A 25,647-nucleotide genomic window follows, 5' to 3' on the forward strand; every position below is an offset into this window, starting at 1 on the left:
ACATCGGGCCGTCAGCGGCCCTTGATCACCATGTCTGCCGGAGTCTCGCCCACCGCCTGCCAGTTCGGCCGGTACATCGACTCCACCTGCGGCGGCGGCACACGGTAGGTGCCCGGGGTGACCGCACGCGCCAGGTACAGCAGGTGCGTGGCGCCGTAGCCGTCCAGGCTCAGCGCCGCCACATAGCGGTCATCGCGGAACTCCTGATGTTTGAGCGATGCGTTCTGCATCGACTCGCGCCATTCCTTCACCTGGCTGCTGGCGTTCTCAAGGCTGGCGGCGCTTTGCGCCAGGTTCTGGTTTTCCAGCTCCAGACCGGCCGGCAGCAGGTCCACCACCAGCGCATCCGGCACGCGCTGTTTGGCACCGACCGTCAAGTGCACCAGCACCAGGTCGCCGCTGTTGAGGTTACGCAGGTTCAACGGCTGGCCGTTCATGCCCAGGTATTCGCGGCGGATATTCAGGTTGTCGCCGCCCGGCGCCGGTGGCACTTGTGGATAACCCGAGATCGTCAGTTGCTGATACACCGGCGTTTCACCCCCATTGCTCAGGCTGAGGTCGCCCGACAGCGACTTGTCATCCAGTTGCACAGTCGAGTGCTGGTTGTTCAGTGCCTGCGCACCGCCGCTGCCGGTCAAGGCGACCTGCCAGTTCGCCTCGGGCTGGGCAAACCCGAGCCGCCCGGCCAGGAACAGTGAATTGCGCTCCTGGGTCGACAGGTACGGACTGGCCGCCAACTGGTCCGACAAGCTGAACAGGCGCTCTTCACGCGTACCCTTGGCCAAGTCATTTTCCTCCAGCAACGCCAGGATCATCGCCTGATCGCGCAGCGGGCTGCCGTAGTCGGCCAGCCATTCCTTGGCGCTGCGCTGGGCGGCGAGCCCTGCCTGCAATGCCTGATCGGCACGTGGCTGGTCGCCCATCTTCTGCAAAGCGATGGACAATTGCACCAGCGGCAACCCGGAGCGCGCGTCGCTGCGTCGCTCGAAAATGCTGCGCAATGCGCCCAACGGCGCCTGCTGACTGCGCGCCAGCACCATGCCGGCGTAAGCCTGCACGGCAAAGCGGGTGTGTTCGGCGTTGTCGCTGTAGTCCACCTCGATCAGGTTGCGCTCCTGCACATAGCGCAGCAGGCGCTCACTGGCTTTTTTCAAGGCGTCAGGCGGCACGGCAAAACCCTGGTCGCGGGCGCGCAGCAGGAAGTCGGTGACGTAGGCGGTCAGCCAGTATTCCTCCTCGCCATCGGCGCCCCACAGGCCAAAGCTGCCGTTATAGCGCTGCATGCCCAGCAGACGCTCGATGCCCAGCTCGATCTTGCGCTTGCGCTCGGCGTCCGGTTCGCCCTTGATGCTCAGGCGCTTGAGCAACGCCTCATCGGCATACAGCGACGGGTACAGACCGCTGGCGGTTTGCTCCAGGCAACCGTAGGGATACGCCTTGAGCGCCGCGATTTGCGCGCCCAGGTTCAACGGCGGCCGGCTCGACAGGCTCAACAGCGCCTCACGCCCGGAGGCATCGAACTGATCCAGCGCACCCGCCGGCAGGCTCCACGGCTGGTCCTTGAGCACCGCACGGTAGTGTTTGAGCAACGCCGGGTAGGCCGGGCGCACGCCCAGGGTCCATTCGCGGCTGAACGGCGGCAGGTTTTCGCCCGGCAAGTCCAGGCCATTGACGCTCACCTTGACCTTGCCCTGCCCCAGGCCGCCCCAGGCTTTCACCGGAATGTGCAACGTGGTGCGCTGGCCCTGTTTCAACTCGACGGTTTGCGCACCGCCATTGACCAGCTCCAGTTGCCCTTCGGCGCTCAACTGCACTTCCAGTTTCTGCGCCTTGCCTGACAGGTTGGACAGGTCCAGCGCCAGGGTGGTCTGGTCGCCACCGGCCAGAAAGCGCGGCGCCGACAATTCAGCGATCAGCGGTGCGGCGATCACCGTCTTGCCCTCGGCCATGCCGTAGCGGTCATCGCTCCAGGCCTGGGCCATCAGGCGCAGTTCGCCGTTGAAGTCGGGGATATTGACGCTGACTTCGCCCTCACCCTGCTCGTTCAAGGTGACCGGCGCGCTTTGCAGGGCGACGATGGTCACGCTGGTGTCCGGGCGCTTGCCGCCCTTGGCCAGCGCGGCGTCGCCACCGAACGCCAGGCTGGCCAGACGGCCCTGCCCGGCTTCGATCAACTGGCCGTAGATGTCGAACTGATCGACCCCGTAGGCCTTGCGGCCGAACAGGCTGGAGTACGGGTCGGGCGTCGGGTATTCGGTGATATTGAGGATGCCCACGTCCACCGCCGCCAGCAGCACATGCACCTGCCTGGGTACGCTGCCGTCGGCATTTTTGGCGGCAATTTTCACCGTCAGCGGTTGTTTGGGGCGCATTTTTTCCGGCGCTGTGAGGGTCAGGCCGAGTTTGCGCTGGGTGCGATCCAGCGGCAGGTGCAGCAGGCCCACGGCGCGCTTGGGGGTGATATTGGCCTTGCGCTCGCCGGGACGAACCACCAGGGCGCTGACGTACAGGTCATGCCGCGCCCATGTCGGGTCGAGTTTAACGGCGAAGCTTTTGCCTTCGGCCGGCACGTCGATTTCCTGCCACCACAACGGCCCTTCGGCGGATTCCACCAGCAGGTAGCCCTTACCGGCCGCCGGCGGCGTCACCGTGACGTTGGCGGTGTCGCCGTCGCCATAGGCGGGTTTATCCAGCGCCAGCTTGACCTGATCCGGCCGCACGGCGCCGCCTTCAGTGTTGTCCTGGGACTGGTAGCCGGCCCAGAACCGCAGGCTGCTGACCAGCCCGGTCTGTGGGTCTTCAACCTCGACGCGGTAAGGGCCCCACTCGACCTGGAAGCTGACCCTGGCGGTATCGCCGGCCTTGATATTGAGGGTCTGCTCGTCGAGGTTGAGGAATTTTTCGTTGAAGTGATAGCTCCAGCCGTCGTTGTCGGAGTAGTTCCAGTAGTAGTCACGACGCTCGCGCACCAGGCGCACCTTGAGGTTCTGCGCGGCAAGTTTCTGCCCCGCCTGGTTGGCCACCAGCACTTCGAATTCCGCCGGGCCGTCACCATTGGTTTCCTTGCCGTCAAACAGCCCGCGCAGGCCCGGCAGCTGCTCGGCCGGCCAGATCGGCTGCACCAGACGCCGGGTGATCGGGCGTCCGCCGGACTCCTGCAGGCTGGCCTGCACGATCAGCTGCAGCGGTGATTTGGCCTCGGCCCATTTGCTTTCCAGGGTCAACGCCTGCTGGCCCTTGGCGTCGAGCACGCTTTCGTCCAGCTCGAAATCCTGGCTCAGCTCTTCTTCGGTGACCGAGCCGAACTGGTAACCCGGCAGCGACTTGACCGCTTCGCGCAGCGGGCGCACGTAGACCTGGCCGCTGACCCGATTGCCCGACGCCGGGGCGCCGTACAGGTAGCGCCCATTTACCTGGATGACCGGGTTGTCCGCCGGGCTCAGCGCGGTGTCGCTGCCCTTGAGTTCCAGCGCCAACCGCTCGGGCAGGAAATCCTCGACGAGAAATTCATACAACTGCGGTTTGCCGTCGCCCAGGTCGAACACCAGTTGCCAGCGCCCGGTCGGCGCTTCGCCGGCCAGTTGCAAGGGGTATTGATAGAGGCCAGAGGCATCGGCCTCCCACACGAATTTGCGGCTCACCTGTTCGTCCGGGCGGCGCACCTCGACGCTCACCGGCTGCGGCTTGACGGCGTTGCCGTCCTTGTCGCGCAGCAGGGCATTGAGCAGCACGGTTTCGCCGGGGCGATACAGGTCGCGCGGGCCAAACACAAAAAACTGCAACGGGTGTGACGGTTGCCCGCCGATATCGAATTCGGCCAGGTCCAACGCCGCGCTGTCCAGACGCAACAGGCTGGTTTGCTCGCCCTGTTTGGCCAGCAGCACCTGGGCCTTTTTCGGCAGCGGCAACTCGGCGTGGCCGCCCTGTTCGGTCTTGCCCTGACCCAATACGCGGCCCTCGGCGTCCAGCACTTCAAGCTCGACGCCCTCCAGCGCCTTGCCGCCTTCCAGCGCCTGGGTGAACACATCCAGGCGATTGGCGTAGCGGTGCACCGACAGGCCGATATCACTCAAGGTGAACAGCGTGGCCGGTTGCGAATAGTTGTAGGTGCCCGACGCGCGCATCACCGCCAGGTACACGCCTGGCTGCTGCAATTGCTTGAGGCCGGCGATCGGCAACAACAGGGTTTCACGGGTGTTGCGCGCCGGGTTCAGGTCGAAGCGGCCGCCGTAGACCAGGTCGGCCAGGGGCAGCAGTTCCTGGGATTCATAGCTTTGCAGGCTGGTGTTGCGCCCCCATTGCGCGAGGAACGTGGGCAGGGATTCGGGCTTGATGCGGAAGAACTCCACATCGATCTTGTCGACATTCAGCGCGATCACCGGCAAACCTTCGGCCAGACGCGTGGGCAACAGAGTGCCGCGGCTGGCGAAGCCGACGGTGGCCTGCAGGTCACGGGTTTCCAGGCGCGCGCTGTATTCGGCGGGCAGCAGATTGTTGTTCACCGCCTTCACACCGGGGTCGACGGTGAGCACCAGTTTGCGCTGCGGCTCAAGATGACGCAGGCGCAGTTCCATGAGGTTGTCGGACAGCTCCCAGGCGCCATCGACCTTGCCGGACTTGCTGTCGACCAGATGCAGCTTGTCGGCGAATTTCTGGTCCGGATCCAACGGGATGGAAAAGCTCACCGACAAGGTACTGGCCCCGTCCAGCTGTACTTCGGACACGTCCACCACGCTCAACTCGCGCCCGGCGTAGCGTTGCTTCAACGCCGCCACATCCGGCGCCGCCTTGGCCGACTTGGGCACCGCCGCCGCGCTGGGCGCAGACGGTGCAGCCGGTTTATCGGAGGAATCGCAGGCGCTCAGCAGGGCCAGCGCACAGGCCAGGAACAATCCTTTGTTAAGCATGGGGCACTCGTAGTGAGAGGGAACCGGGTGTGAACTATATATCAGCCGTAGCGAGACTGCCGCTGGAGATCAAAAGGTGGAGAGACCTTTTATCAAACACAAAATAACGGGTTGATTTTAAAACCTGAAACGTCAGGCAAGCCCACTCCTGTGGCGAGCGGGCTTGCCATAATGCCGTTCAGTTAAGCGCAGACTCCCTGTGGCGAGCAGGCTTGTCCTGCGTTGGGCTGCGCAGCAGCCCCAAAGCCAGGCGCTGAGCCGTATCAGGTACACCGCGTTTTGCTCGATTGGGGGCGCTTCGCATCCCAACGCGGGGCAAGCCCGCTCGCCACAATAAGCCCACACATTTTCCTTAACTGAACGGCATTAGGGCTTGCCACAGAGACTCTGTTTGCTGCGCGACACTGCCTCCCACATTGGTTCCTTGGTGTGGTTAATACGAGGTTACAATGCCGCTCCCCGAAGGAGTCCCCATGCCGACCTTACTGAACGACTGGCGCGACCGCCCCACTCATCGCCGTGTCTGGGCGCTGGCGGCGCCGATGATTCTTTCGAATATTTCCGTGCCGCTGGTGGCGCTGGTGGACAGCATGGTCATCGGCCACTTGCCTCACGCCCATCAGTTGGGCGCCGTCGCGGTCGGGGCCACGCTGTATACCTTCCTCGCCTGGGCCATGGGCTTTCTGCGCATGGGCTCCACCGGCTTTGCCGCCCAGGCTGCCGGGCGCAATGACGGCGCGGCGTTGCGGCAAATTCTGCTGCAGGGTCTGCTGCTGGCGCTGGGCCTGGCGATGCTGCTCGGCACCGTGGGCATACCCCTCAGCCATCTGGCGCTGGAATGGATGCAGCCCTCGCCCGAACTGGGCCAGCTCACCCGCGAGTTTTTCCACACCCGCCTGTTCGGCCTGCCTGCCGCGCTGGCCAGCTACGCCCTGGTCGGCTGGTTTCTCGGCACGCAGAACGCCCGTGCACCGCTGGCGATTCTGCTGACCACCAACCTGGTGAACATCGCACTCAACCTGTGGTTCGTGCTCGGCCTGGATTGGGGCGTGGTCGGCTCCGCCCGCGCGTCGGTGATCGCCGAATGGACCGGCGCCCTGCTGGGCCTGGCCCTGACGCAAAAAGCCCTGCGCGCCTACCCCGGACAGATCGCCTGGGCCGCGCTCAAGGTGTGGCAGAACTGGCGCCCGCTGCTGGCGGTCAACCGCGATATTTTTATCCGCAGCCTGGCCTTGCAGTCGGTGTTTTTCATGATCACCGTGCAAGGCGCGCGCTTGGGCGATGCCACGGTGGCGGCCAATGCGCTGCTGCTCAATGGCCTGTTGCTGACCGCCCACGCGCTGGACGGCCTGGCCCACGCGGTGGAAGCCCTGTGCGGTCACGCCATCGGCGCCCACGACCGCCAGGCCCTGCGCCGCTCACTGATCGTCGCCTGCGGCTGGTCACTGATCGCCAGCGTCGGGTTCGCCCTGCTGTTCACCTTCGCCGGCCATCTGTTTATCGCCATGCAGACCGACATCCCCAGCGTGCGCGACACCGCCGACCGCTACCTGCCCTATCTGGCCGTGCTGCCGCTGATTGCGGTGTGGAGTTACGTACTCGACGGGCTGTTTATCGGCGCCACCCGCGCGCGGGAGATGCGCAACGGCATGCTGCTGACGGTGTTGATCCTGCTGCCCATCGCCTGGCTGTTGCAGGGTTACGGCAACCACGGCCTGTGGATCAGCTTCCTGCTGTTCATGGCCGTGCGCAGCCTTACCTTGTGGGCAATTGCCTGGCGCTTGAATCGACAGGGTCGCTGGCTTGGATGAATGCCGTGACGCGCTCCAGCACCGGCGCCAGCCAACGCAGGGGTTTGGACAGGGCCGCCACCAGCGTCTGGTGGTTGGTGCGACCGAAGTAAAACGTCTGCACCGGCACGCCTGCCGCCGCCAGTCGTTCAGCCAGCCCACCGGTATTGCGCGTGGGATTGACCAGGTTGTCATCGTTGGAAGCAATCAACAGGCTGGGCGGCGCCGCAGCGCTGACATGGTTGATCGGCTGCGAATCCGGCGGTGAATCAGGGAAGAAAAACACCGGTTTCACGTCCGGATTTTCAATCGGCAGAAAGTCATAAGGCCCGGCCAGGCCAATCCAGCCTTTGAATACCGACGGTGCCAGGCCCACCTCTTTAAGCCAGCGTGCATCCAGCGCCAGCATCGAAGCGTTGTAGGCGCCGGAGCTGTGGCCCATCACGTAGAGGCGCCTAGGGTCGGCGCCGTTGTCCGCGCTGTGCTGAACGGCCCAGGCCACTGCCTTGGCGCCGTCCTGAAGAAACGCGGGGTAACGCACCTGCGGGTAAAGCCGGTAATCGGCAATCACCACCACAATGCCGCGCGAAGCCAGGGCTTCGCCGACAAAACCGTAATCTTCTCTGGAGCCACTGTTCCAGCTGCCGCCGTAGAAAAACACCACCACGGGGGCATTCGAGACGGCCGGGAGTGGCCGGTAGACATCGAGCTTCTGCCGGGGGTCGCTGCCATAGGCGATTGCGAGTGTTTTGGTGAAGGTGCTGGAGGGCGTGAGTGCGTTGAGCACTTTGATGGGCGAGCAGGCGGCCATGAAGGCAGCCATCGCCAGGGTGAACATTTGCAGCCATTTGCGCGACATTGCTCAGCCCCCACAAAATTTCAGGATCAGCAGTGCTTCAAATGTGGGAGGGGGCTTGTTCCCGATGGCAGTGTGTCAGTCAACACATGCATCAACTGACAAACCGCAATCGGGAGCAAGCCCCCTCCCGCATGGGTTACGAGGACAGGTACGAAGAGCGCGTCAGGCCCAAACGCAACGCGTCCAGGAACTGCGTGCGTTCCGACGCGGAGATCTTCGCGCTCGCGCACTTGTCGCGGTAGTGGGTCATCAACTCCTCCGGCGACAAATGCACATAACGCAGCATGTCTTCGATGGTGTCGTGGGTCTCGATGCCGGCGCTGTACACCGAACCGTCTTCGCGCTGGTAGATGTTCACCGAGTCGGTGTCACCGAACAGGTTGTGCATGTCGCCCAGAATTTCCTGGTATGCGCCCACCAGGAAGATACCCAGCAGGTAGTCTTCGCCTTCGTTGAGGGCGTGCACCGGCAGGCTGGTTTCGATGCTCTGCTCGTCGACGTACTGCTTGATCTTGCCGTCGGAGTCGCAGGTCAGGTCCTGCAGCACCGCGCGGCGCAGCGGCTCTTCGTCGAGGCGGTGCAACGGCAGGATCGGCAGCACCTGGCCGATGGCCCAGGTGTCCGGCAGGCTCTGGAAGACCGAGAAGTTGCAGATGTACTTGTCGGCCAGCTTGTCGTTGAGTTCGTCCAGCACCTGGCGGTGGGAACGCTGACGCGCCTTGAGCGAGTTGTGCAGGCGGCGGCACACGGCGAAGTAGCATTGTTCGGCCAGGGCTTTTTCGGCCAGGGTCAGTTTGCCGTCGGCGTACTGGGTGGCCACGTCGCTCATGTAGTGGGTGGCGCGCCAGTAGGTCTCGGTGACCATCTCGATGTCGGTCGGCCCCAGCAGGTCCACCAGCCATTGCACGGTTTCCGGCAGGCTTTCCTTGTTTTCGATGGTCGGGATTTCGTCGTTGTGTTTCTCGACGTCGGTGACCTGCACCACCAGCATGGCGTGGTGGGCGGTCAGCGAGCGGCCGCTTTCGGAGAAGATGTTCGGGTGCGGCAGGCTCTGCGCGTCGCAGAACTCCTTGAGCATGCCCACCACCACGCCGGCGTAGTCATCCATGTCATAGTTGATCGAGCTGGCGTTGCGCGAGTGGGTACCGTCGTAGTCCACGCCCAGGCCACCGCCGACGTCGATGTGGTCCACCGGCAGGCCGAGGTTGCGCAGTTCGCCGTAGTAACGAATGGCTTCCTTGAACCCGTGCTGGTAGTCGGCCAGGTTGGCGATCTGCGAGCCCATGTGAAAGTGCAGCAGGCGGATGCCCTGGTCCAGGCCGGCCGCGCGGAAGCGCTCGACCACCGACAGCAATTGCGCCGCCGACAGACCGAACTTGGACTTCTCGCCACCGGTGTCCGCCCACTTGCTCGACGCCAGGGACGACAGGCGCACGCGCAGGCCCACCTGTGGCTTGACCTTCAGCGACGCGGCCTCTTCGATCACCAGCTCAACTTCGGATTCTTTCTCGATCACGATAAACACGTTGTGACCGAGCTTCTGGCCCATCAGCGCCAGGCGGATGAACTCGCGGTCCTTGTAGCCGTTGCAGACGATGGTGCCGCCTTTTGGCGCCAGGGCCAGCACGGCCAGCAGCTCCGGCTTGGAACCGGCTTCCAGGCCGATGGACACATTTTGGGTAGCGATGATGTTTTCGATCACCGCTTCCTGCTGGTTCACCTTGATCGGGTACAGCGCGGTGTATTTGCTCTGGTATTCCAGGCGCTCGATGTTCGCATCGAAGGCACCGGTCAGCTGGCGCACGCGGTCTTGCAGAATATCGGGGAAGCGCACCAGCAACGGCAGCGACAGGCCGCTTTTGCGCAGTTGGTCGACCTGCTCGTAGAGGTCGACGGGGGTGCTGTTCGGGCCGTTCGGACGGACTTCGACGCGACCGGCTTCATTGATCGCGAAATACCCGGCCCCCCAATGGCGAATCCCGTAAACGCTGCGGCTGTCCGCAACGGTCCATTGGCTGCCATCGTCTTTGCGTGTGCGTCGTACGGACATCGAAGTCCCCTATAAATGAAGGCGAAAGCGCCACCTCAAGCGGAGGCTGGCGCAGTCTAAAGAATGAAAATGACGATTTGCCTGTAAGCAGGTGAGACCTCGCCTGCGGGGCAGAGTTTAGACACAGGTTGGCAAGCGGCCTTCAGCCGCCGGACTTCCTGGCCTTGTAACCGAGCTTGATCAGCTCGGCCAACAGCAGTTCGACGTGATCGCCCTGGATCTCGATGACCCCGTCCTTCAATGCGCCGCCGGTGCCACAGCGCTTTTTCAGCGTGGTGGCCAGCTCCTTGAGCGCGTCTTCGGCCAGGGGCACGCCGGTGATGGTGGTCACCGTCTTGCCGCCACGGCCTTTGCTTTCGCGGCGCACGCGGGCAATGCCGTCACCTTCGGGGATCAGGGTTTGTTTGCAGAGGCAGGCGTCCACGGGCTGGCGACAGTCCGGGCAGTGTCGACCTGCGTCGGTGGAAAATACCAGGCCACCGAGGGCGGCGAAGGATGCGGCTTTTTTGGCCACCGGCAATCCTCTTGGGAGGATGGAGACTGATCGACGTTAGCACAGGGCGAATATCGACCGCGAAGCCCCACTCAGGCAGGGGCAGCGCTACCGAATCGCCAAGGCGGTTCGGGTGAAAAGGCGCGCAGTGTAACGGCAAAAACGCAGCTTGCTAAGGGCCAAATGGCGCCAATTCATGCCGCTTTAGCGACGTGAAGCCAGATAGCGTCGCAAGCCCTCCTGGGCGTCCGGGCAGTAAGGCTTTTGCTCAGCCTCTGCGAGCACGGTTTCCAGGGGCAGAAAGCGCGCTTCCATGACCTCTTCTGGCTGCAGCAACAGCGGTCCGTCCCAGATGGCGGAATAGGATGTGCACCACAGGCGGCTGTCGCCGTCTTCGAAGTAGAAGTGGTCATGTTCGACCAGTTCGACCCCGCTCACCCCAAGCTCTTCTGCAAGCTCGCGGGCCGCCGACACGGCGTAGCTCTCCCCTGCCGCCACCATGCCGCCGGCTGCCGTGTCCCAGAACCCGGGATACAGCGCCTTGCTGAGGGTGCGCCGATGCACACACAGCTCGCCTTTGGCATTGAACAAAAAGATGAAGGTGCAACGGCCGATCAGGCCGCGCTGGCGAAGGTCGGAACGTACAAGGTGGCCGAGCAGGTTGTCCTGCTCGTCCACCCAGCAGATCAATTCAGCATCCGAGGCCGCTCGGTGTGCGGCCTCTTTTTGAATAGCGTCCATCATCAACCCTGATTGAGGAGCTGACGCAAATCGATCACTGCAGCGTTTGCTCGGGAAATATAGTTGGCCATCACCAGCGAATGATTCGCCAGTACCCCGAAGCCACTGCCGTTAAGAATCATCGGACTCCACACCGGTTCCTGCGAGGCCTCCAGCTCACGAATGATCTGGCGCACGCTGACGGTGGCGTTTTTCTTGGCCAGCACGTCGGCAAAATCGACTTCGATGGCACGCAGCAGGTGGGACAGGGCCCAGGCCTGGCCGCGCGCTTCGTAGAACACGTTATCGATCTGCATCCATGGGGTTTCCACCACTTCTTCGTCGACCTGCGGCACTTCACCTGGCGCCAGCGCCTCGGTTTTCAGCGCGGTGTTGAGTTTCACCCGGCCCACGCTGGCCGACAGGCGTTGCGACAGCGAGCCCAGGCGCGTAGCAACATCGCCCAGCCAGTTGTTGAGGTTGTCGGCACGCGCATAAAACAGCGCGCCGCGCTGGTTCGGGTCGGACAGACGCGCTTCGTAGCGGCTCAGGGAGTTGATGCCTTGCTGGTATTCCGACTCGCTGGAGGGCAGCACCCAGCTCTTGTTGTCGAAGTTGAAGCGTGGCTCGGCCTTGGCCAGGTCAGCGTCTTCGGCCGATTGCGACTGGGAGCGGGCAAAATCCTTACGCAGGGCACGGGTCAGGTCACGCACCTGCACCAGCACGCCGTATTCCCAGCTCGGCATGTTGTCCATCCACAGGCCGGGCGGGAAGCGGTCGTTGGAAATGTAGCCACCTGGCTTGTTCAGCAAGGTGCCGACAACGGTCTTGAGGGTTTCGACGGTGGTGTAACCGATCACCATCTGCTTGCCTTCCTGCTCGGCGGCAAGCTGGGCATTCTGCTGCACCGGAAACAGCGCAGGTTCTTCGCTCCAATACCAGCCCAGGGCACCGGTGACCAGCAGGTACAAGCCGAGCACAGCGAGCACGGCGCGGCTCATCAGTACGCTGCGCAAATAGCCGCGTTGGGTCGACTTGGGCTCAGGGGCGGGGCCTTTGGCACTGCCTGCGCGGTTTTTCCAATCCAGCATGGCGATATCCTTTCAATCACTTGAGTTCATGCACTTCAAAAGGCGGCGTGCGTTCAAATATTCCGACCACAACCCTAACCCATCGTGCCCGTCAGTGCGCAGGCTTTGCGCAAACTGGCGGTTGCCGGGCAGTCGACTATAAAGGATGCACGCTTTTTTTTGCGCGACGCGACGAGCAGGACCGTGACTGAATATCAGCGGCGCGCAGTTTATTGACATACAACACTCATCCGACCGAAAGAGGTGCTAGCATAGCGCCATCAGTCGACCTCAGCATGCAGCCTAACTAGTAGTCAGGATATGACCGAGTCAGAAGACCCCAGCCGTGAACGCCTCAAGCAGCATTTTGCCCAGCGGGTAATTCATCAGGCGCGTCAAATTCTCGAGATCTGGCAGCGCCTGCAACGCAGCGAATGGTCCGAGGCTGACTTTTGCGAACTCAGCGAGGCCAACCTGCGCCTGCTGCGCTTTGCCGAGCGCTTCGAACAGCCCGAGCACTGCCAGTTGGCGCGGCATATCGGTGAATCGCTGAAAGCGGTGGACGAAAATCGCGGCCGCCTGAGCAGCCACCTGATCACCGATCTCAACCGCCTGATGCAGCGCCTGTCGCGCACCGGCCTGCGCCAGGGCGACCAACTGGAGCAGACGTTCCTGCCGCCGATGCGCAAGCCGATCTACGTGATGCTGGCCGATCACGACCGCGCTGAGCGCCTGGCCAAGCAGCTGGAATTCTTTGGCCTGAGCGCGCAATCCCTGGACAGCGTGGCGGCGTTTCGCTCGTCCATGGCCGAGCGCCTGCCATCGGCGCTGGTGATGGACGTGGACTTCTGCGGCGCAGGCCTGGGCCTCAAGCTCGCCGCCGAAGCCCAGGAGGGACTGGAGCAGAAACTGCCGCTGCTGTTTTTCAGCCTGCATGAAACCGACACCCCGACGCGCCTGGCGGCGGTGCGTGCCGGCGGCCAGGAATTCCTTACCGGCACCCTCGAAGCATCGAGCCTGCTGGAAAAGATCGAGGTGCTCACCTGCGTCGCCCAGTACGAGCCCTATAAAGTGTTGATCATCGACGACTCGCGGGCCCAGGCGCTGCACACCGAGCGGCTGCTCAACAGCGCCGGCATCGTCACCCGCACGCTGATCGAGCCGATCCAGGCCATGGCCGAGCTGGCCGATTTCCAGCCCGACCTGATCATCCTCGACATGTACATGCCCGCCTGCACCGGCACCGAACTGGCCAAGGTCATCCGCCACAACGACCGCTACGTGAGCGTGCCGATCATCTACCTGTCGGCCGAAGACGACCTGGACAAGCAGCTGGACGCCATGAGCGAAGGCGGCGACGACTTTCTCACCAAGCCGATCAAGCCGCGCCACCTGATCACCACCGTGCGCAACCGCGCCGCCCGCGCCCGTAACCTCAAGGCGAGGATGGTGCGCGACAGCCTGACCGGGCTGTACAACCACACCCATATCCTGCAATTGCTCGAAGACTGCAGCTTTCGCGCGCGCCGCGAGAACAAGCCGCTGAGCTTTGCCATGCTCGACATCGACCACTTCAAGCGGGTCAACGACAGCCACGGCCACCCCATGGGCGACCGCGTGATCAAGAGCCTGGCGCTGTTTCTCAAGCAGCGCCTGCGCAAGACCGACTACATCGGGCGCTACGGCGGCGAAGAGTTTGCCATCGTGATGCCCGACACCGACCTGGAATCGGCCAGCAAAGTGCTGGATGAAATTCGCGAGCGCTTCGCCGAAATCCACTACCCGGCCAAGCCGCAGGATTTGTGGTGCACCTTCAGCGCCGGGCTGGTGGAGCTGTGCGATGATTCCGACAGCCTGATGATGGCCGCCCAGGCCGACGAAGCGCTGTACCGCGCCAAGCACGCTGGACGCAATCGTGTGCATGCCGCGCACGCACCGAATCAAAGTGCCATCTTTTCACCGGAATCGACTGATTCCGTCATAAGGATGTAATGGAAACGCAATAACTTCAGGCGCTTACCTTTTGCTGTCGGTAGAAACCCCGCATGCGCCTGAAGCTGCTGACCAATCTTAATACCCTGCTGCTGCTGGCCGTGTGCCTGGCGCTGGGAGCGACGCTGTGGTGGTCGCAACGCGCGCTGGAGCGTCCCTATTTGCTCATGGAGCGTTACCTGGGCCTGTCACAGACGTTCCAGAACCAGGCCGCGCGCAATATCGACGACTACTTGGCCAGCGGTGATGCCCTGCGCCTGAGCAGCGCCAGCCAGAGCCTGGAAACCCTGTTGCAACAGCTCGACGAATTGCCCGCCGAGCTTGCGCAAAACCTGCGCCCCAGCCTGACCAACCTGGAAGCCTTCAGCAGAACCGAGCTGCTGGCCGCCGGCAAACTGGCCGGCGACCCGCAGGCGCTGTTGCTGCAAGCCGAGCGCGAATTGGGCGCCAACCTTGACCAGCTCAGCCAGTACGCCAGCGGCATAAACTCGGCAGATGCCGCACGCTACCTGCCGCCGCTGCTGGCAGCGTCGCAACACCTGGGCCGGTTATCCCTGGCCCGCGACAAATTGGTGAGCAGCGGGCGCGCGGAACTGGCCGACGATGTGGAGCGCGAAGTCGGCAATATGCGCACCCAGGCCGAGGTGCTGGAACACCTGCCGCTGCTGGGCGTCAAGGCCAGCGCCGACTCCAATACCGACGACTTTTCAGCGATGATGGGTTTGGAAAACACCACGAAGACCGAAACCCAGGACACCGGCGTCGACCTCAAGCGTGAACTCAACAGCCTGCTCACCCGCTACCCCGCCGAACTCAAGCGCACCCGCGAACAGATCCAGCAACGCACTGACCTCAGCGCCGCCACCCACCTGAAAATCGCCGCGGTGCAGCAGGCCATTGCCGGGCTGGAACCGGTGGTGCGCGCCCAGCACGGCAAGATCCAGGGCGAGGTGCGCCTGATGCAAGGGCTGATGATCGGCCTGATCCTGCTGATTGCGCTGCTGATCGACACCCTGCAACGGCATCTGGCGCGCAAACTGACCAGCCTGGCACCGGCCCTGTCGACCTGGGCCGAAGGCGACTTCAGTCAGCCGATTGCCCTGGGCAGGACCAACCGCGAACTGCATGACATCGAAGCGTCTCTCAACCGTCTGCGCACGTACCTGGTGGAGCTGGTGGGCACCATTCGCGGCAATGCCGAAGCGGTGGCCGGCACCAGCCGCACCCTGGCCGAGCTGAGCAGCGGCCTGCACGACGGCGCCGAACGCCAGGCCGGGGACACCGCGCAGATTCGCGATTCGCTGGGCGAACTGGAGGCAACCATCCAGCAGGTCGCCGACGATGCCAGCCAGGCCGCCGGCGCCAGTCGCAGCGCCGGCCAGGCGGTGGAACAGGGCCAGCGCGTGATCGGCCTGAGCCTGACCGGGCTGCATGCGCTGGTGGACGAGGTACAGCAGAACGCGCAGATGATCGAGAAACTCGCGGAAGAATCGGCCACCATCGGCGGCGTGCTCACGGTGATCCGCTCGATTGCCGACCAGACCAACCTGCTGGCGCTCAACGCGGCCATCGAAGCCGCGCGCGCGGGTGAGGCCGGGCGCGGGTTTGCCGTGGTCGCCGACGAAGTGCGCTCGCTGGCCCAACGCACCGCCGGCGCCACTGCCGAGATCCAGAGCCTGATTGCCGGCCTGCAGACCGCTGCCCATCAGTCGGTGCAAGGCATGCGCGCGCAGGTCGAACACGCCGAGGCCACCGCCCAGCAAGCCCAGGCGGCGGATGGCGCACTGGATGAGATCGTCGAGGCGATCCAGACCATTTCCGGGACGGCGGTGCGCATTGCCGACGTGACCGCACAGCAAAGTGGCGCGGTGAGCGAGATACGCGACAACAGCGAGCGGATTCACCAACTGGGTGAGGACAATCTGCTGCGTATCGGCCAGGGCCGCAGCCAGGGCGAGCACTTGCTGGTGCTCGGAGGGCAACTGAACACGGCGGTCAAAGCCTTCCGCGTCTAACCTGCCCACTGCTGATCCAAAACTCAATGGAGGTCAAAAGGTGGCAGGGGGCTTGCCCCCGATTGCAGTGTGTCAGTCTCAGTATCTGTAGCTGATACACCCCTATCGGGGGCAAGCCCCTCCCCCAATGTGATCTCCACAGAATTGGAGACAATGTTACCGATGACTGGAATCAAGCTCTTAGTCACAAATTTTTCGCTATCCTCGCTAATCGTGCTGCCTACTGCATAGAACTGGACAGTCACAAAGGCTTTGCGGCATAGTCGCCGGGTTCTGCCGTACCCACATCAATAACAAGGAACAGCCGATGGCGACCTTTCTGGTTCTTCACGGACCCAACCTGAACCTGCTTGGCACCCGCGAACCGGGCGTCTACGGGGCAGTCACCCTGGACCAGATCAACCTCGACCTGGAACGCAGGGCCCGTGAAGCCGGCCACCATTTGCTCTACCTGCAAAGCAACGCCGAGTACGAACTGATTGATCGCATCCATGCCGCGCGTGGCGAAGGCGTGGATTTTATCCTGATCAATCCCGCCGCTTTTACGCACACAAGTGTTGCATTACGTGACGCGCTGCTGGCGGTGAGCATCCCATTCATCGAAGTGCATTTGTCGAACGTGCACAAACGCGAAGCTTTCCGCCATCACTCCTACTTCTCCGATGTAGCGGTAGGTGTGATCTGCGGCCTTGGCGCCAGCGGTTACCGGCTGGCCCTGGAGGCCGCCCTGGAACAACTTGAACAACCGGCCAAGCGCCCCTGACCGACCCTTGGGAGTTGATGATTCATGGATATCCGTAAAGTCAAGAAACTGATCGAACTGCTGGAAGAATCCGGTATCGACGAGCTGGAAATCAAGGAAGGCGAAGAGTCCGTACGGATCAGCCGTCACAGCAAGACCCCGGCCCAACAGTTCTACGCGCCGCAAATGCAAGCGCCGGCTCCGGCCGCTGCTGCTCCGGCCGCCGCACCTGCTGCCGCTGCGCCTGCCGCACCGGCAGAGCCTGTGCTGAACGGCTTCGTGGTCAAGTCGCCAATGGTCGGTACCTTCTACCGCACCCCGGCACCGACCTCGCCAGCCTTCGTTGAAGTCGGCAAGACCGTGAAAGTGGGCGACACCATCTGCATCGTTGAAGCGATGAAGATGATGAACCACATCACCGCTGAAAAAGCCGGCGTCATTGAATCCATCCTGGTAGAAAACGGTCAGCCGGTTGAGTACGACCAGCCGCTGTTCACCATCGTTTGAACCGCGGAGCGCCTTCGATGTTGAAACCTGCGAAGAAACTGCAAAAAGTCCTGATCGCCAACCGCGGCGAGATCGCGCTGCGTATCCTGCGCGCCTGTAAGGAAGAGGGCATCAAGACCGTCGCTGTTTACTCGACGGCCGATACCGAATTGATGCACGTGAAACTGGCGGACGAAAGCATCTGCATCGGCCCGCCGCTGGCCACGAACTCGTACCTGAAAGTCTCGAACATCATCGCGGCCGCTGAAGTGACCGGCGCTGATGGCATCCACCCGGGCTACGGCTTCCTCGCGGAAAACGCCGACTTCGCCGAACAGGTGGAAAAATCCGGGTTTGCCTTCATTGGCCCGAAAGCCGACACCATTCGCCTGATGGGCGACAAGGTCTCGGCCAAGGACGCGATGATCGCCGCTGGCGTGCCAACCGTTCCAGGCTCCGACGGCCCGCTGCCGGAAGACGAGGAAACCGCCCTGCGCATTGGTCGCGAAGTCGGTTACCCGGTGATCATCAAGGCCGCCGGTGGTGGTGGTGGTCGCGGCATGCGCGTGGTGCACAAGGAAGAAGACCTGATCGAAGCCGCCAAGCAGACCCGCTCCGAAGCAGGCGCCTGGTTCGGCAACCCGATGGTCTACCTGGAGAAGTACCTCACCAACCCACGTCACGTGGAAGTGCAGGTACTGTCCGACGGCCAGGGCCACGCCATCCACCTGGGCGACCGCGATTGCTCGCTGCAACGTCGTCACCAGAAGGTACTGGAAGAAGCCCCGGCACCCGGCCTGGACGAAAAAGCCCGCCAGGAAGTACTGGCTCGCTGCGTCAAGGCGTGCATCGACATCAACTACCGTGGCGCCGGTACTTTCGAGTTCCTCTACGAGAACGGCCGCTTCTACTTCATCGAGATGAACACGCGTGTGCAGGTAGAGCACCCGGTGTCGGAGATGGTCACCGGTATCGACATCGTCAAGGAGATGCTGAGCATCGCCGCCGGCAACGTGCTGTCCTTCACCCAGGACGACGTGAAGATGCACGGTCACTCGCTGGAGTGCCGGATCAACGCCGAAGACCCGAAAACCTTTATCCCAAGCCCTGGCCTGGTCAAGCATTTCCACGCGCCCGGCGGCAACGGCGTACGTGTGGATTCGCACCTGTACAGCGGCTACAAGGTTCCGTCCAACTACGACTCGCTGATCGGCAAGCTGATCACCTGGGGCGCCACCCGCGACGAGGCCATGGCCCGCATGCGTAACGCTCTGGACGAAATCGTGGTCGACGGCATCAAGACCAACATCCCGCTGCACCGGGATCTGGTGCGTGATGAAGGCTTCTGCGAAGGTGGTGTGAACATTCACTACCTGGAACACAAGCTGGCCAACCAGTAAGTGCTCCAACCAACAAAGCCGCCTTCGGGCGGCTTTGTTGTTTTTGAGGGTTGGCAAAATACCTGTGCCGAGCGGGCTTGTTGTAGCGAGCGGGCTTGCCCCGCGTTGGAGTGCGAAGCACTCCCAATAGGGCATTCCCGGTTTGCCGGCCTAACCGAGAGTGCCGATTTCAGGGCCGCTTCGCGCCCCAACGCGGGGCAAGCCCGCTCGCCACAAGCCCGCTGCTCGCGTAAACTTGCGCGCTTTCGCAGCCCCCTCCCCGCTGCACACTCATTTTTCCAAAGGTGCCCGCCATGCCTTGGCTGCAAGTCCGTCTCGCCATCAGCCCAGAACAAGCCGAAACCTACGAAGACGCGTTCCTCGAAGTGGGTGCCGTGTCGGTGACCTTCATGGACGCCGAAGACCAGCCGATCTTCGAACCCGAACTCAATACCACCCCGCTGTGGTCCCACACCCATTTGCTGGCGCTGTTCGAAGACGGCACCGATGCCGCCGCCGTGCTGGCCCATATGCAACTGCTCACCGGCAGCCCGCTGCCCGAGCATCACAGCGAAGTGATCGAAGACCAGGACTGGGAGCGCAGCTGGATGGACAACTTCCAGCCGATGCGCTTCGGCCAGCGCCTGTGGATCGTGCCGAGCTGGCATGCCGCGCCAGAACCCGATGCGGTCAACCTGCTGCTGGATCCGGGTCTGGCATTCGGCACCGGCACCCACCCCACCACCGCGCTGTGCCTGGAATGGCTGGACGGCCAGGACCTGACCGATTGCAATGTGCTGGACTTCGGCTGTGGCTCGGGGATCCTGGCCATTGCCGCACTGTTGCTGGGCGCCAGGGAGGCCGTGGGCACCGATATCGACGTGCAGGCACTGGAAGCGTCGCGCGACAACGCCGGACGCAACCACATTGCCGAAGGCAAATTCCCGCTGTACCTGCCCCAGGACCTGCCGCAGGTGCAGGCCGATGTGCTGGTGGCCAATATCCTCGCCGGGCCGCTGGTTGCCCTGGCGCCGCAGTTGTCGAGTCTGGTCAAACCGGGCGGGCGCCTGGCGCTGTCAGGTATCCTCGCCGAGCAGGGCGAAGACGTTGCCGCCGCCTACGCGAAGGATTTTGAGCTGGATCCGATCGCCAACCGCGATGGCTGGGTACGCATCAGCGGACGTCGGCGCTAGAATGAGCGCTTGCCTGAATCGGATGGCCGCATGACCGACAGTTTCGTCACCCAGTGCCCGCATTGCCAATCGCGCTTTCGCGTCAACCACGCTCAATTGAGCGCGGCTCGCGGCGTGGTGCGTTGCGGATCGTGCCTTCAGGTCTTCAACGCCCTGCGCCAACTGCTCGAACAGCGCGCCGAGGCGGGCGACGCCGACCTGCCGGTGGCCGTTGAACCGGCGCCCGAATCACCGCGCGCCATCAGCCAGAAACAGTGGAACGCTGAAGAGCTGGACCTGGACAACCTGGACCTGGACGAAGAGCTGGCCAAGCTGGAGCAGCGCGAAAAACCGCTGGGCGCGGAGCGTCGTCACGCCGGCTCCGACCGTCGCCAAAAGGACGATGCCCTCAGCGCCAGCCGCAACACCGTGAAGGCCGAGGAAGAAAAATGGGCCGCCAGCCTGTTCAGCGAGCCGCCGCAGGAACGCGCCCCGGTTGTCGACGAGCCCGCGGAGCCGAGCAGTGGCCGGCAGCGCACCGAACCGTCGATGTCGCGGCGCGCCGAAGCCCTCGACGACGAACCCGCCCTGGATGATGAAAATCCCGACCCACCGTTCACACTCCTGACCCACGCGGCCGAGCCGCAGGAACAACGCCCGCCGCTGCGCCGCAAGCGCCCGCGCGCCGAAACCCGTGTTCACGACGAGCAACTGCTGGACCTGGAAGACGACCCGCTGCACTTGTACGCGCAGAAACGCGCATCGACACCGGGCCGTCGCCTGCTGTGGATTCTGCTGGTGCTGATCGCCGCTGCCGGCCTCGCCGGTCAGTTCATCGCCTACCAGTTCGACGACCTCGCGCGCCAGGACGCCTACCGCCCGTGGTTCCAGCAAGTGTGCCCGGTGCTTGGCTGCAAGGTGCCATCGCGGGTCGATATTGCGCACATCAAGAGCAGCAACCTGGTGGTGCGCAGCCACCCTGAATTCGCCGGGGCGCTGGTGGTGGATGCGATCATCTACAACCGTGCGGCGTTCTCCCAGCCTTTTCCCTTGCTGGAACTGCGCTTTGCCGACATGAACGGCGGCCTGATCGCCAGTCGTCGCTTCAAGCCCGCCGAATACCTGAGCGGCGAGCTGGCCGGAGTGAGCGAAATGCCATCACAAACGCCGATCCACATCTCGCTGGATATCCTCGACCCCGGCAACAAAGCCGTAAATTACAGCCTGAGCTTTCATTCGCCCGAGTGAAACGGCCCGCTCTGCGGGGCTTTGGTGGCAGATACCTGCCAGAATCGCCGGTTACCGAACCGACGGCGATAAAGAAATAACTGTTCAGATTTTATCCAATTCAGCCTTTATCCAGTCATCGAGAGCGGGTATCATGCCAACCCTTTTTCGAACTCTAATGATCCGGCCCCACTACAGGGAAGTCCTATGTCGGCGGTACGCATCGGCCCATACACATTGCAGAACGGCTTGATCCTCGCCCCGATGGCGGGCGTCACCGACCAGCCCTTTCGTCAGCTGTGCAAACGTTTGGGTGCGGGTCTTGTAGTCTCGGAAATGGTCACCAGCGACATGAGCTTGTGGAACACCCGCAAATCGCGGATGCGCATGATCCACGAAGGTGATCCCGAGCCGCGCTCGGTACAGATCGCCGGTGGCGATGCGCAGATGCTGGCGGACGCGGCCCGGGCCAATGTGGAACTGGGTGCACAGATCATTGATATCAACATGGGCTGCCCGGCCAAGAAGGTCTGCAACAAGGCCGCCGGATCCGCGCTGTTGAAGGACGAGCAGTTGGTTGCCGAGATCCTGCAGGCCGTTGTGGCCGCAGTCGATGTGCCGGTCACCCTGAAGATCCGTACCGGCTGGGACCGGGACAACAAGAACGGCCTGACAGTGGCGAAGATCGCTGAACAGGCAGGCATTACGGCGCTGGCGGTGCATGGTCGTACCCGCGCCGATCTGTACACAGGTGTTGCCGAGTACGACACCATTGCCGCGATCAAGCAGGCGGTGTCGATGCCGGTGTTTGCCAATGGCGATATCGACTCGGCCGAGAAAGCCCGGCGCGTGCTGCACGCCACCGGCGCCGATGGCCTGTTGATTGGCCGGGCCGCCCAGGGGCGGCCATGGATCTTTCGTGAGATCGAGCACTTCCTGCGCACTGGCGAGGTATTGCCGGCACCGGAGTTGCCCGAGGTGGAACGTATTCTGCTAGAGCATCTGGCGGCCCTTCACACGTTTTACGGCGATGTGATGGGCGTGCGTATTGCTCGCAAGCATGTGGGTTGGTATCTCGCAACCCTGCCAGGCGCCAGGGAGTTTCGCGCCGGGTTCAATCGTTTGGATGAAACGCAAGCACAGGTCACCGCCGTTCGTGAGTTCTTTACCGAGCGAGACAAGAGCCTGAGAGCAGGGGACGGAGAATGGGTGGCCGCATGACGATGATGACCGAGACTTTAGTGAGTGGAACAGCACCCGTGAGCGACAACGTCAATTTGAAACAGCACCTGAACACGCCGAGCGAAGAAGGCCAGACCCTTCGCGGGAGTGTGGAGAAGGCGCTGCACAATTATTTCGCCCACCTTGAGGGCGCTTCCGTCACGGACGTGTACAACCTGGTGCTTTCCGAAGTCGAGGCGCCCCTGCTCGAAAGCGTGATGAACTACGTCAAGGGTAACCAGACCAAAGCCAGTGAGCTGCTCGGCCTCAACCGTGGCACCTTGCGCAAAAAGCTCAAGCAGTACGATTTGCTGTAAGCATTCAATCAAACCAGAAAGGCGCCCGCGTAGAACCGGTCGCCTTTTTTGCTGACTCCTTTGCTTTTGATGGAAATTGAAATGACCGACCAGACTACCCGCCTGCCGATCCGCCGCGCCTTGATCAGTGTTTCCGACAAGACCGGGATCCTCGAATTTGCCCGGGAGCTGGAAGCCCTGGGCGTGGAAATCCTCTCCACGGGCGGGACCTTCAAACTGCTGCAGGACAACGGCGTGGCCGCAGTGGAAGTGGCGGACTACACCGGTTTCGCAGAAATGATGGACGGTCGGGTCAAGACCCTGCACCCGAAAATCCACGGCGGCATCCTCGGCCGTCGCGGTATCGACGACGCCATCATGAGCGAGCACGGCATCAAGCCGATCGACCTGGTGGCCGTCAACCTCTACCCGTTCGAAGCCACCATCAACAAGCCCGGCTGCGACCTGCCGACCGCCATCGAAAACATCGACATCGGCGGCCCGACCATGGTCCGCTCGGCGGCCAAGAACCACAAAGACGTGGCCATCGTGGTCAACGCCGGCGACTACGCCCAGGTGCTCGAAGGCCTCAAGGCCGGCGGCCTGACTTACGCCCAGCGCTTCGACCTGATGCTCAAGGCCTTCGAACACACTGCCGCCTACGACGGCATGATCGCCAACTACATGGGCACTGTGAATCAGGCCGCCGACACCCTGAGCACCGAAGGCCGCAGTCAATTCCCGCGCACCTTCAACAGCCAGTTCATCAAGGCTCAGGAAATGCGCTACGGCGAGAACCCGCACCAGAGCGCGGCGTTCTACGTGGAAGCCAAGCCTGCCGAAGTCGGCATTGCCACCGCGACCCAACTGCAAGGTAAAGAGCTGTCCTACAACAACGTGGCCGACACCGACGCCGCGCTGGAATGCGTGAAGAGCTTCGTCAAGCCAGCCTGCGTGATCGTCAAGCACGCCAACCCGTGCGGCGTGGCGGTAAGCCCCGACGCGGAAGGCGGGATTCGCCAGGCCTACGAACTGGCCTACGCCACCGACACCGAGTCGGCCTTCGGCGGCATCATTGCCTTCAACCGTGAGCTGGACGCCGAAACCGCCAGGGCCATTGTCGAGCGTCAGTTCGTCGAAGTGATCATCGCCCCAAGCGTCAGCGCAGAAGCCCGCGCCATCGTGGCAGGCAAAGCCAACGTGCGCCTGCTGGCCTGCGGCGAATGGTCGGCCGAGCGTGCCGCTGCCTGGGACTACAAGCGCGTCAATGGCGGCCTGCTGGTACAGAGCCGCGACATCGGCATGATCGGCAGTGACGACCTGAAAGTCGTGACCCAACGAGCGCCGACCGAGCAGGAAATCAACGACCTGATCTTCGCCTGGAAAGTGGCCAAGTACGTTAAATCGAATGCCATCGTCTACGCGAAGAACCGCCAGACCATCGGTGTCGGCGCCGGCCAGATGAGCCGCGTGAACTCGGCGCGCATTGCTGCGATCAAGGCTGAGCACGCCGGTCTGCAGGTGGCGGGTTCGGTGATGGCCTCCGACGCGTTCTTCCCGTTCCGTGATGGCCTGGATAACGCCGCCAAGGCAGGCGTGACCGCCGTGATCCAGCCGGGCGGCTCGATGCGGGATGCTGAAGTGATCGCCGCTGCGGATGAGGCCGGCATTGCCATGGTCTTCACCGGCATGCGCCACTTCCGTCACTGATCCAACTTGATCGAAATGTGGGAGCGGGCTTGTGTGGGAGGGGGCTTGCTCCCGATGGCGGTGCATCAGTCAACTAATGTGCTACTGAACCACCGCTATCGGGGGCCAAGCCCCCTCCCACATTTAAAAGCGCTCCTGCAGCGCCTACAGAATTTGAGGTTTTTGAAATGAATGTTTTGATCATTGGCAGCGGTGGCCGTGAACACGCCCTGGCCTGGAAAGTTGCCCAGGACCCACGCGTCCAGAAAGTCTTCGTGGCACCCGGCAACGCCGGTACCGCCATTGAAGCCAAGTGCGAGAACGTCGCCATCGACGTACTGGCCCTTGAGCAGTTGGCCGACTTTGCCGAAAAGAACGTTTCGCTGACCATCGTCGGCCCGGAAGTACCGCTGGTGGCGGGCGTGGTGGATCTGTTCCGCAGCCGTGGCCTGGATTGCTTCGGCCCCACCGCGGGCGCCGCGCAGCTGGAAGGCTCGAAAGCCTTCACCAAGGATTTCCTGGCGCGTCACAAGATCCCCACCGCCGACTATCAGAACTTCACCGAAATCGAGCCGGCCCTGGCTTACCTGCGGGAAAAAGGCGCGCCCATCGTGATCAAGGCCGATGGTCTGGCCGCCGGTAAAGGCGTGATCGTCGCCATGACCCTGCAGGAAGCCGAAGACGCGGTACGCGACATGCTCGCCGGCAATGCCTTTGGTGACGCAGGTTCCAGGGTAGTGATCGAAGAGTTCCTCGACGGCGAAGAAGCCAGCTTTATCGTGATGGTCGACGGCAAGAACGTGCTGCCGATGGCCACCAGCCAGGACCACAAACGCGTCGGCAACGGCGACAGCGGTCCGAATACCGGCGGCATGGGCGCCTACTCCCCTGCCCCCGTGGTCACCAGCGAAGTGCATCAGCGCGTCATGGACCTGGTGATCTGGCCGACCGTGCGCGGCATGGCCGACGAAGGCAACGTCTATACCGGTTTCCTGTACGCGGGCCTGATGATCGACAAGGCCGGCAACCCGAAAGTCATCGAGTTCAACTGCCGCTTCGGCGACCCGGAAACCCAGCCGGTGATGCTGCGCCTGCAGTCCAGCCTGGTGCTGCTGGTGGAAGCCGCCCTGGCCCAGGCGCTGGACAAGGTTGAAGCGCAGTGGGACCCGCGCCCGAGCGTCGGGATTGTGCTGGCCGCCGGGGGTTATCCCGCCGACTATGCCAAGGGCGACGTGATTGGAGGTCTCGAAGACGCTGCTACGCTGGAAGGCAAGGTGTTCCATGCGGGCACCGCGCTCAAGGATGGCAAGGTCGTGACCGCCGGTGGCCGCGTATTGTGCGCCACCGCGATGGGTGCCAGTGTCGATGCCGCGCAGCAACAGGCGTACAAGCTGGCGGCGAAGATCGACTGGAAAGGCTGTTTTTACCGTACGGACATCGGCTACCGCGCCATTGCCCGTGAACGTGGCGAGAACGCGTAACCGCTATCCGTTCGGTTAGGTGAGGGCCTGCGGCCCTTGCCGTACTCATGCCTCCCCG

Annotated in this window: 18 protein-coding genes; 12 read left to right on the forward strand and 6 right to left on the reverse strand. The window is 62.9% G+C overall.

Annotation, left to right across the window (positions count from 1 at the left end):
* Positions 1–11: 11 nt before the first annotated feature.
* Positions 12–4,907 carry an alpha-2-macroglobulin family protein gene (locus tag ACXX81_RS19560; protein WP_458572232.1) on the reverse strand — a complete coding sequence of 1,632 codons (4,896 nt, stop codon included), beginning with the start codon at positions 4,905–4,907 and terminating at the stop codon, positions 12–14.
* 473 nt (positions 4,908–5,380) lie between these two features.
* On the opposite strand from ACXX81_RS19560, the gene ACXX81_RS19565 reads away from it, so the two are divergent.
* Positions 5,381–6,718, forward strand: coding sequence for an MATE family efflux transporter (locus ACXX81_RS19565; RefSeq protein ID WP_322212542.1), 1,338 nt, complete (start codon positions 5,381–5,383; stop codon positions 6,716–6,718).
* Here the strand turns inward: ACXX81_RS19565 and ACXX81_RS19570 are convergent.
* From ACXX81_RS19570 to ACXX81_RS19590, 5 genes are all read right to left on the reverse strand, one after another.
* Positions 6,663–7,556 (reverse strand): alpha/beta hydrolase, encoded by an 894-nt coding sequence (locus ACXX81_RS19570; protein WP_458572233.1) that lies wholly within the window; start codon positions 7,554–7,556, stop codon positions 6,663–6,665. The genes ACXX81_RS19565 and ACXX81_RS19570 overlap by 56 nt on opposite strands.
* Before the next feature lie 136 nt (positions 7,557–7,692).
* Positions 7,693–9,606 (reverse strand): arginine decarboxylase, encoded by a 1,914-nt coding sequence (gene speA, locus ACXX81_RS19575; protein ID WP_003233168.1) that lies wholly within the window; start codon positions 9,604–9,606, stop codon positions 7,693–7,695.
* Positions 9,607–9,748: 142 nt separating this feature from the next.
* Positions 9,749–10,120: a translation initiation factor Sui1 gene (locus ACXX81_RS19580; protein WP_209988113.1), complete on the reverse strand. Its 372-nt coding sequence runs from the start codon at positions 10,118–10,120 to the stop codon at positions 9,749–9,751.
* A 183-nt stretch (positions 10,121–10,303) separates the two neighbouring features.
* A complete protein-coding gene (locus ACXX81_RS19585; RefSeq protein WP_458572234.1) occupies positions 10,304–10,840 on the reverse strand; it encodes an NUDIX hydrolase in 537 nt (178 codons plus the stop codon).
* 2 nt (positions 10,841–10,842) lie between these two features.
* Positions 10,843–11,910 (reverse strand): DUF2333 family protein, encoded by a 1,068-nt coding sequence (locus tag ACXX81_RS19590; RefSeq protein ID WP_209988107.1) that lies wholly within the window; start codon positions 11,908–11,910, stop codon positions 10,843–10,845.
* A gap of 300 nt (positions 11,911–12,210) precedes the next feature.
* Between ACXX81_RS19590 and ACXX81_RS19595 the strand changes: the two genes are divergently transcribed.
* The 11 genes from ACXX81_RS19595 to purD all read left to right on the forward strand — a co-directional run bounded on the left by ACXX81_RS19595 (position 12,211) and on the right by purD (position 25,589).
* Positions 12,211–13,881 carry a diguanylate cyclase gene (locus tag ACXX81_RS19595; protein WP_458572235.1) on the forward strand — a complete coding sequence of 557 codons (1,671 nt, stop codon included), beginning with the start codon at positions 12,211–12,213 and terminating at the stop codon, positions 13,879–13,881.
* Between the two features lie 971 nt (positions 13,882–14,852).
* A complete protein-coding gene (locus ACXX81_RS19600) occupies positions 14,853–15,896 on the forward strand; it encodes a methyl-accepting chemotaxis protein (RefSeq protein ID WP_416350668.1) in 1,044 nt (347 codons plus the stop codon).
* A 307-nt stretch (positions 15,897–16,203) separates the two neighbouring features.
* Complete coding sequence (aroQ, locus tag ACXX81_RS19605; RefSeq protein WP_015373673.1) at positions 16,204–16,659, forward strand: type II 3-dehydroquinate dehydratase; 456 nt, start codon at positions 16,204–16,206, stop codon at positions 16,657–16,659.
* A 24-nt stretch (positions 16,660–16,683) separates the two neighbouring features.
* A complete protein-coding gene (gene accB / locus ACXX81_RS19610) occupies positions 16,684–17,145 on the forward strand; it encodes an acetyl-CoA carboxylase biotin carboxyl carrier protein (protein ID WP_015373672.1) in 462 nt (153 codons plus the stop codon).
* A 17-nt stretch (positions 17,146–17,162) separates the two neighbouring features.
* Entirely contained in the window at positions 17,163–18,524 is a 1,362-nt protein-coding gene (accC, locus tag ACXX81_RS19615) for an acetyl-CoA carboxylase biotin carboxylase subunit (RefSeq protein ID WP_046033970.1), read from the forward strand.
* Positions 18,525–18,817: 293 nt separating this feature from the next.
* Complete coding sequence (prmA, locus tag ACXX81_RS19620; RefSeq protein ID WP_231422433.1) at positions 18,818–19,696, forward strand: 50S ribosomal protein L11 methyltransferase; 879 nt, start codon at positions 18,818–18,820, stop codon at positions 19,694–19,696.
* Positions 19,697–19,726: 30 nt separating this feature from the next.
* On the forward strand, positions 19,727–20,923 hold the full coding sequence (locus ACXX81_RS19625; protein WP_458572236.1) for a DUF3426 domain-containing protein: 1,197 nt from the start codon (positions 19,727–19,729) through the stop codon (positions 20,921–20,923).
* Positions 20,924–21,109: 186 nt separating this feature from the next.
* Positions 21,110–22,123 carry a tRNA dihydrouridine synthase DusB gene (gene dusB, locus ACXX81_RS19630; RefSeq protein WP_231422431.1) on the forward strand — a complete coding sequence of 338 codons (1,014 nt, stop codon included), beginning with the start codon at positions 21,110–21,112 and terminating at the stop codon, positions 22,121–22,123.
* A complete protein-coding gene (fis, locus tag ACXX81_RS19635; protein ID WP_003221275.1) occupies positions 22,120–22,440 on the forward strand; it encodes a DNA-binding transcriptional regulator Fis in 321 nt (106 codons plus the stop codon). Before dusB ends, fis begins: the two co-directional genes overlap by 4 nt.
* Positions 22,441–22,521: 81 nt before the next feature.
* Positions 22,522–24,129: a bifunctional phosphoribosylaminoimidazolecarboxamide formyltransferase/IMP cyclohydrolase gene (gene purH / locus ACXX81_RS19640; RefSeq protein WP_458572237.1), complete on the forward strand. Its 1,608-nt coding sequence runs from the start codon at positions 22,522–22,524 to the stop codon at positions 24,127–24,129.
* 167 nt (positions 24,130–24,296) lie between these two features.
* Positions 24,297–25,589, forward strand: coding sequence for a phosphoribosylamine--glycine ligase (gene purD / locus ACXX81_RS19645; RefSeq protein ID WP_209988085.1), 1,293 nt, complete (start codon positions 24,297–24,299; stop codon positions 25,587–25,589).
* Positions 25,590–25,647: the final 58 nt, after the last annotated feature.

It is taken from the genome of Pseudomonas sp. GNP013, assembly GCF_054343995.1.

Bases quoted from the DNA above. Each gene is read 5' to 3' on its own strand.
- fis (WP_003221275.1), top strand. From the start codon at position 22,120: ATGACGATGATGACCGAGACTTTAGTGAGTGGAACAGCACCCGTGAGC.
- ACXX81_RS19600 (WP_416350668.1), top strand. From the start codon at position 14,853: ATGATCGGCCTGATCCTGCTGATTGCGCTGCTGATCGACACCCTGCAA.
- ACXX81_RS19560 (WP_458572232.1), bottom strand. From the start codon at position 4,907: ATGCTTAACAAAGGATTGTTCCTGGCCTGTGCGCTGGCCCTGCTGAGC.
- accB (WP_015373672.1), top strand. From the start codon at position 16,684: ATGGATATCCGTAAAGTCAAGAAACTGATCGAACTGCTGGAAGAATCC.
- ACXX81_RS19585 (WP_458572234.1), bottom strand. From the start codon at position 10,840: ATGGACGCTATTCAAAAAGAGGCCGCACACCGAGCGGCCTCGGATGCT.
- ACXX81_RS19590 (WP_209988107.1), bottom strand. From the start codon at position 11,910: ATGCTGGATTGGAAAAACCGCGCAGGCAGTGCCAAAGGCCCCGCCCCT.
- prmA (WP_231422433.1), top strand. From the start codon at position 18,818: ATGCCTTGGCTGCAAGTCCGTCTCGCCATCAGCCCAGAACAAGCCGAA.
- ACXX81_RS19595 (WP_458572235.1), top strand. From the start codon at position 12,211: ATGACCGAGTCAGAAGACCCCAGCCGTGAACGCCTCAAGCAGCATTTT.
- purD (WP_209988085.1), top strand. From the start codon at position 24,297: ATGAATGTTTTGATCATTGGCAGCGGTGGCCGTGAACACGCCCTGGCC.
- ACXX81_RS19570 (WP_458572233.1), bottom strand. From the start codon at position 7,556: ATGTCGCGCAAATGGCTGCAAATGTTCACCCTGGCGATGGCTGCCTTC.
- accC (WP_046033970.1), top strand. From the start codon at position 17,163: ATGTTGAAACCTGCGAAGAAACTGCAAAAAGTCCTGATCGCCAACCGC.
- aroQ (WP_015373673.1), top strand. From the start codon at position 16,204: ATGGCGACCTTTCTGGTTCTTCACGGACCCAACCTGAACCTGCTTGGC.
- speA (WP_003233168.1), bottom strand. From the start codon at position 9,606: ATGTCCGTACGACGCACACGCAAAGACGATGGCAGCCAATGGACCGTT.
- ACXX81_RS19565 (WP_322212542.1), top strand. From the start codon at position 5,381: ATGCCGACCTTACTGAACGACTGGCGCGACCGCCCCACTCATCGCCGT.
- dusB (WP_231422431.1), top strand. From the start codon at position 21,110: ATGTCGGCGGTACGCATCGGCCCATACACATTGCAGAACGGCTTGATC.
- purH (WP_458572237.1), top strand. From the start codon at position 22,522: ATGACCGACCAGACTACCCGCCTGCCGATCCGCCGCGCCTTGATCAGT.
- ACXX81_RS19625 (WP_458572236.1), top strand. From the start codon at position 19,727: ATGACCGACAGTTTCGTCACCCAGTGCCCGCATTGCCAATCGCGCTTT.